The sequence below is a fragment of the Pseudomonas sp. P9_31 genome (assembly GCF_034008235.1).
In the GTDB taxonomy this organism is placed as follows: domain Bacteria; phylum Pseudomonadota; class Gammaproteobacteria; order Pseudomonadales; family Pseudomonadaceae; genus Aquipseudomonas.
In genome coordinates this window covers 5,771,140-5,781,834 of the sequence record NZ_CP125375.1, presented here as the reverse complement: position 1 = coordinate 5,781,834, position 10,695 = coordinate 5,771,140, and the positions used below count along the sequence as shown (strand labels likewise).

The window sequence follows — 10,695 nt, the reverse complement described above, 5'->3', positions numbered from 1 at the left end:
TGGCTTTCCTGGGGAAACATCAGTCATAAATGCGCGGGCCCCCGAATCGTCTGTCAAACGTCGTCGTTTGCCAGCGGTTCACTGGCCGCCGCTACATAAAAACAATGCCAGGGCGTCACTCAATGAGCGTAAGCAATCCAACCCTGATCACGTTCGTGATCTACATCGCAGCAATGGTGCTGATCGGCTTCATGGCCTATCGCTCCACCAACAACCTTTCTGACTACATTCTGGGCGGTCGTAGCCTGGGCAGCGTCGTGACCGCACTCTCCGCGGGTGCTTCCGACATGAGCGGCTGGTTGTTGATGGGCCTGCCGGGCGCTATCTACATGTCCGGTCTTTCCGAAAGCTGGATCGCCATCGGCCTGATCATCGGTGCTTACCTGAACTGGCTGTTCGTCGCCGGCCGTCTGCGCGTGCAGACCGAGCACAACGGCGATGCACTGACCCTGCCGGATTACTTCTCCAGCCGTTTTGAAGATAAAAGCGGCCTGCTGCGGATCATCTCCGCGGTCGTGATCCTGGTGTTCTTCACCATCTACTGCGCTTCCGGCATCGTGGCCGGTGCCCGTCTGTTCGAAAGCACCTTCGGCATGTCCTACGAGACAGCGCTGTGGGCCGGTGCTGCGGCGACGATTGCCTACACCTTCGTCGGTGGTTTCCTGGCAGTGAGCTGGACTGACACCGTACAAGCCACGCTGATGATCTTCGCCCTATTGCTGACGCCGATCATCGTGCTGCTGGCCACTGGCGGCATCGACACCACGTTCCTGGCCATCGAAGCACAAGATCCAAGCAACTTCGACATGCTGAAAAACACCACCTTCATCGGCGTGATTTCGCTGATGGGCTGGGGCCTGGGCTACTTCGGTCAGCCGCACATCCTGGCGCGTTTCATGGCGGCGGATTCGGTCAAGTCGATTGCCAAGGCACGTCGCATCTCCATGACCTGGATGATCCTGTGCCTGGGCGGCACCGTCGCTGTAGGTTTCTTCGGTATCGCTTACTTCTCGGCAAACCCTGCCCTGGCGTTGCCCGTGACCGAAAACCACGAACGTGTGTTCATCGAACTGGCGAAAATCCTGTTCAATCCGTGGGTTGCCGGTGTGTTGCTGTCGGCCATTCTGGCGGCGGTAATGAGTACGCTGAGCTGCCAACTGCTGGTGTGCTCGAGCGCCCTGACCGAAGACTTCTACAAAACCTTCCTGCGTAAAACCGCTTCCCAGGTTGAGCTGGTCTGGGTCGGCCGTGCCATGGTGCTGCTGGTTGCCCTGATCGCCATCGCTCTGGCGGCTAACCCGGAAAACCGTGTACTGGGTCTGGTCAGCTACGCCTGGGCTGGTTTCGGTGCCGCGTTCGGTCCAGTTGTCCTGATCTCCGTGATCTGGAAAGACATGACCCGCAACGGCGCACTGGCCGGCATCCTGGTCGGCGCGATCACCGTGATCGTCTGGAAACACTTCGAACTGCTGGGTCTGTACGAAATCATCCCTGGTTTCATCTTCGCCAGCCTGGCGATCTACTTCGTCAGCAAAAGGGGCGCACCGACCGCCGGCATGCTTCATCGCTTTGCTGCGGCCGAGAAGGATTTCCGCCTGAACCAGTGATGGGGATGAGCTGATGCTCTGACCTTTCGCTGAACATGAAAACGGTCCGCTTCCTTATTGGAGGCGGGCCGTTTTTTTTGGACCACGCAAATCTCGAAACGCTATGAATTCCCTGTGGGAGCGAGCCTGCTCGCGATAGCGGTGGATCATGCAACATTAATGTCGACTGATCCGGCACAATCGCGAGCAGGCTCGCTCCCACATTGTTTGGTGGTGGTTTTGAAGGAGTTGTCTGTAGCTAAATACACTGGTTTTTGAAGGAAAAATCCCTAAAAAAGCAGGACAAATCTGATTTCCCTGTCCCTCCCTCAACACCCCTTGTCGCTCATGCAGAATCGCCCGCCTTCATTCTGTAGAGACACATCGGATGTTCGCGCCAGCCAATCAACCGCGTTTCACGTTGACCCTCGACGGCGTCCAGAATGAGCTCAAGGTACTTGAGTTCACGGGCAAGGAAGCCATCAGCCAACCCTACCGCTTTGACCTGGAACTGGTCAGCGAGCGCCCGGATCTGGAGCTCGAAAGCCTGCTGCATCGTCAGGCCTTTCTGAGTTTCGATGCGCAAGGTTCCGGTATTCACGGTCAGATTTTTCGCGTCGGCCAGAGCGATTCCGGCCAGCGTCTGACGGGCTACCAAATCAGTCTCGTGCCGCGTCTGGCGTACCTCGGTCAGCGTATCAATCAGCGGATTTTCCAGCACAAAAGCGTGCCGACTATCGTCGCGCAAATCCTCAAAGACCACAGCATCCAGCGCGATGCCTTCGAGTTCCGGCTCGGCAGCGACTACCCCGAGCGCGAGTATTGCGTGCAGTACGCCGAAAGCGATCTGGCGTTCATCCAGCGGTTGTGTGCCGAGGTAGGTATTCACTACCACTTCCAGCACAGCCCCGACGGGCATCTGTTGGTGTTCGGCGATGACCAGACGGTTTTCCCCCGGCTGCCCGAGCCGACGCTGTACCTGCCAGGCAGTGGGATGGCGGCAGATGCGCCAGCGATCAAACGTTTCAACGTGCGGCTGGAAACCCGGACCACAGCGGTCACTCGCCGGGACTACGACTTCCGTAAACCGCGTTTGCAACTCGAAAGCCGCCACGACAGCGAGCAGCGACCGGTGCTCGAGGACTACCACTTCCCCGGCCAATTCACCGATCGCGAACATGGCAAGCATCTGGCGCAACGGGCCTTGGAGCGCCACGGGGCAGATTACCGCCAGGCCGAAGGTCGCGGTGACGAATCTGCGTTGGTCAGTGGGCATTTCCTACACCTCGCCGAACACCCGCGCCAGGCGTGGAATGACCTGTGGTTGATCACCGAAATCGAGCACCGGGGCCGGCAACCGCAGGTGCTGGAAGAGTCGGCCACCAGCGACAGCCCGGATGATTTCCAGGGTTATCGCAATACCTTTCTGGCGACGCCGTGGGACGTTTCCTTTCGCCCGCCGCTGGGACCAGAAAAGCCACGCATGCTCGGCTATCAACCTGCCATGGTCACCGGCCCGACTGACAGCGAAATCCATTGCGACGAGTACGGTCGGGTCAAGGTTCAGCTCGCCTGGGACCGTGACGGTGAGCTCAACGAGCACTCCAGTTGCTGGTTGCGTGTCGCCACTGGCTGGGCGCATGACCGTTACGGCAGCGTGATGATTCCGCGCGTCGGCATGGAAGTGCTGGTGGGGTTCGTCGACGCCGATGCGGACAAACCGCTGGTGATGGGTTGCCTGCCCAACGCGGCGACCCCGGTGCCGCTCGATCTGCCGGCGGACAAGACCCGCAGCATTTTCCGCAGCCAAAGTAGTCCCGGCGGCGGCGGTTACAACGAAGTGCGCATCGAGGATCGCAAGGGCGCCGAGGAAATCTACCTGCGCGCCCAGCGAAACTGGACCCAGCACGTACTGAATGATCAACAGGTGCAGGTCGATAACGCTCGCAGCATCGTCGTCACTGGCACCGCCCGCCATGAACTGAAGGCTGACGAAAAACGCATCACCCACGGTCAGCGCCAGACCGAAGTGCGGCTGGACGATCACTTGGTGGTGGCCGGTGACCGGCACATTCGCGTGACCAGTCAGGCCCTCAATGCCAGTCAGCAGTTTCACGTCAGCGCCGGCCAGCAAGTGGTCATCGACGGCGGCGCCAGCGCGACCATTCAGGCGGGCGGGCAGTGGATCAACATCGGCCCCGGCGGGATTTTCAGTAGCGTGCCGATTCAGGTCGGTGGTGCGCCGATGGCGGCCATGGCTTCGGCGCCGAGCCTGCCGGATGTTCCGTTGAAACTCGCCGCCGCCCCGGCGGCGCTGCTCAGTGCCGCACAAATACTCAGCCTGCAAAGCGACGCGCCGTTCTGCGAAGAATGCGAGCGCTGCAAGGACGGTGTTTGTGCCGCCTGATGCCTTGTCACCTCACGCCTGGCTGGAGCGCCAGCCGCTGAAACCGGCGGAGCAACTGTTTGCGATTTTCAGCAGCGCCAGTGCTGCTGAACCGTTCAAAGCCTGGCAACGCTCAATCACCGCTCAAGCGCCGAGCCCGATTTGGGCTGACACCGCGTATGCCGAGTGGGAAGCGGTGATGCCCTATGTCGGAATCGTCGCTGCTGGCAGTGAGTTTCTGGAGTGGGTCGCTACCACTGAGTCTCGTGACTGGGGCTGGTTGGCGGTTTCCGCGGCCAGTCATCAAGCACTGGTCGAGCACTTTCGCTCTCTCTCACAAGCGCTGCTGCCCAATGGCGACAAGGTGTTTTTTCGGTTCTGGGATGGGCGCTATCTGCTGCCAGTTCTGCAATCCGCCGAGGTCGATTCCGTGCAACTGCTGCCGCTGATCGGGCGTTGCCTGATCAATGGTCAGGCGCACGAGATCGGTGGTCGCGCGCTGAAAACCTCCCTCGTTTTTCCATGGTGGAAAGTCCCGGCGACGTTGTTGGAACAGCTCGCCGCACAGTCTGAAATCACCCGAATCAACAACCTGCTGAAGTGGCTGAGCGAAGACCGCCCGGACCTGTTTGAAGCGTTTTCCGAAAGCGTTTTGCGGCGCAAGGCCGCGAGTTTTCTTGAAGCGCCGGACCTGCCCCAAGCACCGAAACAAGCGTTGGAGGATTACCTGATGGCGGAGCTGAGCTGATGGATCAGATTGTGCGCATCGAGCAGGAGCTCGACAGTTTTCCGAACACCCTGACGCTCTACCGCGAACAGCTCAAGCACTGGTTCAGCCGGGCGGCAGATACGGCCAGTCACGCTGCCGATCTGCCTTCGCTGATGGGCATGGAACGGATCATCAGATTCGGCAATGCCAGCACCGTGGTGAGCAGTGGCGACGACGACTTTCTCTCCACAGTCGTGCAGTGCCCGAAAGGTGGAAAGCTCGAGATCGAGAGCAAATTTGAATCGGTTTATGACATTCCCGTGGGGAATATTCAGGTCGATGTGATTGCCATGGATGGCGGCAAGTCGACGCCGGTCACGCTCGATAAAAATGGCAAGGGAACGTTCCGAGGGGAAGAAGGCAAGCTCTACCGCATTCACGTCCACAACGAAGTCACACCACAGCAAGTTGAAGATCTTTTCTCTTCCTACGATGGCCTGACGAAGGAGCTCGACAGCTGGCTGCGAGATGAGTGGCGGACGTTCAAGCCGAAGTGGTCGCAGTCGTCTTCGGTGGCTGTAGGCAATGGAATGCTCGCGGGCAGTTGGGCGGCCATTGAAGGTGTGTGGGACGGCATCAGCCTGCTGTCAGACATTCTCAAGGATCCGGCGAAGTTCGCAGAGCGGTTGGGTGAAAGCGCCGCAGAGCTGGAAAAGCTCGCCAAAACCGCACCGGATGTCATGGAAAAAGCCCAGTTGCTAGCCAGTGACGAAGCAGCGCTGTGCCTGCTGGTGCGCTGCGCCAGCCTGTGGTTGGACATGCTGCCACCGAGCGAGATCGCCGGCAAAACCGCCGAAGCAGTGTCGATGATGGTGGTGCAGCTGTTGATCGACATCCTGATTGGCATCGTCCTGACGTTCGCCGGGGCGGGCGCCGGCATCGCCTATTTGACGATGCGCTTGGCTGATCGAGCCGCGCAGTTACTCAGTGCCGTCCTGCGTCTCGTGAAGGCGATTTTCACGATCATCAATAACTTCATCAGCTACGTCGACCGCTACAAAAAAGTCGCCGCGCGTGGCATCGCGGCGGGCATGAAAAAAGGCCGGATGCAATTGAGCTGGAGCGCACGTCGCAACGCTGCGCTGAAGAAAGACGAACACCACGACGACTCCCCCGATCAAGCGAAAAACCCCAACGGCGACAGCGCCACTTGCGCGCCGTCGACCTGCAAAAATGGCTGCCCGGTATCGATGGTTACCGGTGAAGAACTGCTGACCCTCACCGACGGTGTGCTGGACGGCATCCTGCCGTTTGACTTCACCCGGCTCTATCGCACCAGCGCTGCCGAGATCGACTGCGGCCTCGGATTTGGCTGGAGCCATTCGCTTGCCCATCGACTGGAAATCGATGGCGACACCGTCATCTGGATCGACCACGAAAACCGCCGCACCCCCTTCCCGCTGCCGAACCACGAACGCCCGGCGATCCACAACAGCCTCGCGCGCGCCGCGATTTATCTCGGCGCTGACCCCGAGGAACTGATCCTCGCCCAGGCTGGCGACGACGCGCGTTTTTACCACTTTCATAACGGCCGGCTGACCACGATCAGCGACGCGTACGGCAACCGCTTGCGCATCACCCGCGACCGCCAGGAGCGCATTCAACGCCTCGACAACGGTGCCGGTTGCGCCTTGCTGTTGCGCTATCACCGCGCGCATCTGATCGCCGTCGACTATCAGGTGTTTGTCCCGGCGCAGACCCTCGACGAGGCCTGGCACACCGAGCAAACGCTGGTCAGTTACCGCTACGACGAATGCGCTCAACTGATCGAGGCGAGCAACGCCGCCGGCGAGAGCGAACGTTACGACTACGACGACCAACACGTGATCCTGCAGCGGCAACTGGCCGGTGGGGCGAGTTTCTTCTGGGAGTGGGAACGGTCTGGCAAGTCGGCCAGATGTATTCGCCACTGGGCGTCGTTTTCGCAGATGGACACGCGTTATGTCTGGGATGACGAGGGTAGCGTCACCGTCCAGAACATCGACGGCAGCGAAGAGGTTTACGTCCACGATGACCGGGCGCGGCTGGTGCGCAAGGTCGAGCTGGATGGTGGCGAACACCTCAAGGCCTATGACGATCAGGGGCGGTTGGTGGCCGAGCAGGATCCGCTCGGCGCCGTCACTGAATACCGCTATGACGAAGTCGGACGGTTGGTGGCGCTGATTCCGCCGGAAGACGAGCCGACGGCCTACGAATATCGCAACGGTTTCCTGCATGCGCGCTCTCGCGGCAAAGCGGTGTGGAAATATCAGCGCAATGCCCAGGGCGATGTTACCGAAGCCACCGATCCGGACGGGCAGGTCACCCATTATCACTACGACGCTCAGGGACGCTTGCTGTCGATCCGCTACCCGGACACCAGCCGCCATGTGTTCGTCTGGAATGCCTTGGGCCAGTTGCTCGAGGAAACGCTGCCGGACGGTGGGCAGCGGCGCTTTTCCTACGATGTATTGGGTCGGCAGATTACCCGTCAGGATGAACATGGTGCCGTCACCCAGTACCAATGGGATGCCGTCGGCCGACTGATCCAGACGACGTTGCCTACCGGCGCCACTCGCGCCTTCAGCTACAACGCCTACGGCAAGATCACCGCCGAGCGCGATGAACTGGGCCGCGTCACCCGTTATGAATACGTCGACGACCTGCACCTGGTCAGCCGCCGGATCAACCCCGACGGCACCCAGCTCCAGTACCGCTATGACAACGCGCAGCTGTTGCTCACGGAAATCGAAAACGAATCCGGCGAACACTATCAGCTGGACTACACGCCCAACGGCCTGATCCGACAGGAAACCGGCTTCGACGGCCGCCGCACCGCGTACGCCTACGACCTCAACGGTCATTTGCTGGAGAAAACCGAGTTCGGCGATGACGGCTCGCAGCGGGTTACCGGGTATCAACGGGATTCGGCCGGACGGTTGCTAACCAAAACCCTGCCCGATGGCATCCAGGTCGACTATCGCTACGACTCGCTGGGCCGACTGATCAGTGTCGACGACGGCCACGACCATCCGCTGGAATTCGAATACGACCAGCAGGATCGCCTGATCACCGAGCACCAGGGCTGGGGCACCTTGCGCTATGGCTACGACGCCTGCGGCCAGCTCAATCGCCTGCGCCTGCCGGACGGCAGCAAACTCGATTACCACCACGCCAAGGGTGGCGCGCTGACGGCCATTGACCTCAACGGCGCGCGGCTCACCACCCACCAATTCGCGTTCGGTCGCGAACAGCAGCGTCAACAAGGTCAGCTCACCAGCCAATATCACTACGACGAACAAGGCCGGTTGCAAGCCCACGCCATCAACCAGCAATCCCGTCCGTTTTACATGCGTCACTACAGCTACGCAGTCAATGGCAACCTGGCAACCATCGCCGACAGCCGTCATGGCCAGCGCAGCTATTACTACGACGCACTCAACCGCCTGACCTGCGTGCGCCACACCCGCGACGACCCACCGGAAACCTTCGCCCACGACCCCGCCGGCAACCTGCTGATGCAGAACCGGCCCGGCGTTGCGAAGGTGCTGGGTAATCGCCTGCTGATGCAAGGCGACCGTCATTACGACTACGACGCCTTCGGCAACCTCATCCGCGAACGCCGCGGCACCGCGCAGAAACTGGTCACCGAATACCGCTACGACTGCCAGCATCGGCTGATCGGCGTCACTACTCCGGACGGCAGTTGTTCAAGTTACCGCTACGATGCCTTCGGCCGCCGCATCAAGAAAGCTGTCGACGGTAAGACCACCGAGTTCTTCTGGCAGGGCGACAACCTCGTCGCTGAAAGCAGCCGCGAGCACTACCGCAGCTACGTCTATGAACCCGGCAGCTTTCGTCCGTTGGCGATGCTTGACGGCAAAGGCCCGAAAAAGGCTTGCCCGTTCTACTACCAACTCGATCACCTCGGTACGCCGCAGGAACTGACGGATTACGGTGGTGAGATCGTTTGGTCGGCGAAGTACAACGCCTATGGCAAGGTCACGCGTCTGGCGTTCGGTGGGGGCGAGCAGCTCGACCAGCCGCTGCGCTTTCAGGGGCAGTACTTCGACGCAGAGAGTGGTCTGCACTATAACCGGCATCGGTACTATGATCCGGAGGTGGGGCGGTATCTGACGCCGGATCCGATCAAGTTGGCGGGTGGGCTGAACCAGTATCAATACACCCCGAATCCGACGGGGTGGGTTGATCCGTTGGGGTTGAGCGGGAACTGTCCGCCACCGAACAAACCTGGGTGTGGGGCGCCGGATGATACGACTGGCGCTAAGGTTGATGACGGTGAGCCGGCGCTGCCGAAGCTGACAGGTGATCAGCGGAGGGCGCGGATTGATGAGTTGGCTGAGGCGAATGCGAAGCGCCGTGTTGAAGAAATGGAAGCAAAATACGATATGCACACAGTCAAAAAACACAGCTCAGAAATATCTGACCAAGCGCTCAAACAACGAGCAGTTAATGGGGCCGATCCTCATACCGGTGAGGTTCCGAAAGGCGCTAAAGGGAACTCGAGCTCTCAATTCAGAAACTGGCGTATGCATTTGGGGGCGTTGAATAAAGCTATGACAAGGGAAGCGTTAGGTTTGAGCCCGCATACAGGGAAGGACCACAATCAGTATCCGATTGTAAGGATGGAACTACCTGGGGCCGGGCGTGGTTATAGGCCAAACAAGAAAGACGTTAGTAGCCCAAGACTAAATGAAGATCTGAATTGGTTTGAAGTTAAGTTCGATAAGGATAATGTGCTGCGGCCTTTTACTGCTTATCCTTCGGGGAGAAAATGATGTTGCGAGATCCATTTTTAAATGAAGAGTTTCAGCCAGATTTGATGTGGTTTATTGGCGTTTTTGATGTTTATGATCGCGAGGAGACTCGGGGTGCGGAACTGGAAGTATTTAATCCTAATGACCGCTTTGACAGAGCGGAGCTGATCAAAAGATACAGCTTGAATCTAGGTTATCTGTCCTATAGACATAAGCTCGTGCTGATGGATTTTCTAGCGGAAAAGCTAAGCGATGCGTCTTATGATTTTCAGAGTTTGTTTGATATAGATGAAGAAGATGCAGGTAGTTGGCCGCGTGGTGAGTGGTATGCATTGGAGGATCCCCGTGGATTTCTTCAAGATGTCTATATGTTGGCTCAGGAGGCATGGAAGGAAGATCTTCTTTTGGCGAGTCTTGAAGATCGGGACAGTTGGTGATGGATAAGGTGGTGCCTGTCAGTCTGGACTCCCACGCGTCGGCATTCTCAAGAGTAATAAATAAATCCGTCCCCTTTCTATTAAAAGTAGGAGTTAGCTACGGCTTTACCTTTGCTCGCGACAGTTATGTTGTTTTGGTGATAGTAGTCAGTGGTTATACGACGGAAAAACCAACCTGGAAGTATACTGACAAAATAAGTATATCCATCTATGTTTATCAGTGGCGTTTAACGGGCTGCTACTTTGAAGATAGTGAAGGCTACTCGCTTTGATGATGTCGACCACGATTTTGGATATGAGTACCGTGGTTATAACTACGACATACAGAACGAAGAGGATGTGTTTCTGATCAGAATTTACGATGACGAACCCGGACAGGCAACGGTAGTACGTCCGACTACAATGTCTAAAAACGGTAGCCTTAGAAAACTTGTTGAGTTCTTACAATACGAGCTAGGAGTGTCCAAGATCTATCTCTACAAAGGCGATTTGGGGAGCTACGCCGAGATAGATCTTGATAGCTTGGCATTCTGCTCCGTCTGAATTCGGCGGCAAGAAAGTGGTAGGCGTTTTTACACACTCTGGGCCGAATTCTGTCGTTGCTGAGCGGCAGCTATAGGTTGTGGATTCAACAGGTGGCGAAATCAAGCCAAGCGTCAGTGAAGCCTTTCGTCACATTTGCTTTTTTGAGCGAAATTTCTGAGCAAGGTCTTCGGAAGTTTCCTTCAACTCGTATCGGTTTCCATGAACTGGTGTGAAA

The 10,695-nt window shown here is 58.0% G+C and carries 6 protein-coding genes; all 6 read left to right on the top strand.

The features are described 5' to 3' along the window. Positions 1-122 precede the first annotated feature (122 nt). The 6 genes from putP to QMK51_RS26055 all read left to right on the top strand — a co-directional run bounded on the left by putP (position 123) and on the right by QMK51_RS26055 (position 10,207). Positions 123-1,607, top strand: a complete 1,485-nt coding sequence (gene putP, locus QMK51_RS26080; protein WP_320392469.1) for a sodium/proline symporter PutP — start codon at positions 123-125, stop codon at positions 1,605-1,607. 367 nt (positions 1,608-1,974) lie between these two features. Next, on the top strand, positions 1,975-3,993 hold the full coding sequence (locus QMK51_RS26075; RefSeq protein ID WP_320392468.1) for a type VI secretion system tip protein VgrG: 2,019 nt from the start codon (positions 1,975-1,977) through the stop codon (positions 3,991-3,993). After that, entirely contained in the window at positions 3,983-4,720 is a 738-nt protein-coding gene (locus QMK51_RS26070) for a DUF4123 domain-containing protein (protein ID WP_320392467.1), read from the top strand. Before QMK51_RS26075 ends, QMK51_RS26070 begins: the two co-directional genes overlap by 11 nt. Beyond that, the gene (locus QMK51_RS26065; protein ID WP_320392466.1) at positions 4,720-9,519 is read left to right on the top strand and encodes an RHS repeat-associated core domain-containing protein; all 4,800 of its coding nucleotides are present in this window, start codon (positions 4,720-4,722) and stop codon (positions 9,517-9,519) included. The genes QMK51_RS26070 and QMK51_RS26065 overlap by 1 nt, the downstream gene beginning before the upstream one ends. Next, positions 9,519-9,935 carry a hypothetical protein gene (locus QMK51_RS26060; protein ID WP_259695921.1) on the top strand — a complete coding sequence of 139 codons (417 nt, stop codon included), beginning with the start codon at positions 9,519-9,521 and terminating at the stop codon, positions 9,933-9,935. The genes QMK51_RS26065 and QMK51_RS26060 overlap by 1 nt, the downstream gene beginning before the upstream one ends. After that, entirely contained in the window at positions 9,935-10,207 is a 273-nt protein-coding gene (locus tag QMK51_RS26055; protein ID WP_320392465.1) for a hypothetical protein, read from the top strand. Before QMK51_RS26060 ends, QMK51_RS26055 begins: the two co-directional genes overlap by 1 nt. The last annotated feature ends 488 nt before the right edge of the window (positions 10,208-10,695 follow it).

What these genes read in the sequence shown, in the direction of transcription:
- QMK51_RS26075 (WP_320392468.1), top strand. Translation starts at nt 1,975, where the DNA reads ATGTTCGCGCCAGCCAATCAACCGCGTTTCACGTTGACCCTCGACGGC.
- QMK51_RS26060 (WP_259695921.1), top strand. Translation starts at nt 9,519, where the DNA reads ATGTTGCGAGATCCATTTTTAAATGAAGAGTTTCAGCCAGATTTGATG.
- QMK51_RS26065 (WP_320392466.1), top strand. Translation starts at nt 4,720, where the DNA reads ATGGATCAGATTGTGCGCATCGAGCAGGAGCTCGACAGTTTTCCGAAC.
- putP (WP_320392469.1), top strand. Translation starts at nt 123, where the DNA reads ATGAGCGTAAGCAATCCAACCCTGATCACGTTCGTGATCTACATCGCA.
- QMK51_RS26055 (WP_320392465.1), top strand. Translation starts at nt 9,935, where the DNA reads ATGGATAAGGTGGTGCCTGTCAGTCTGGACTCCCACGCGTCGGCATTC.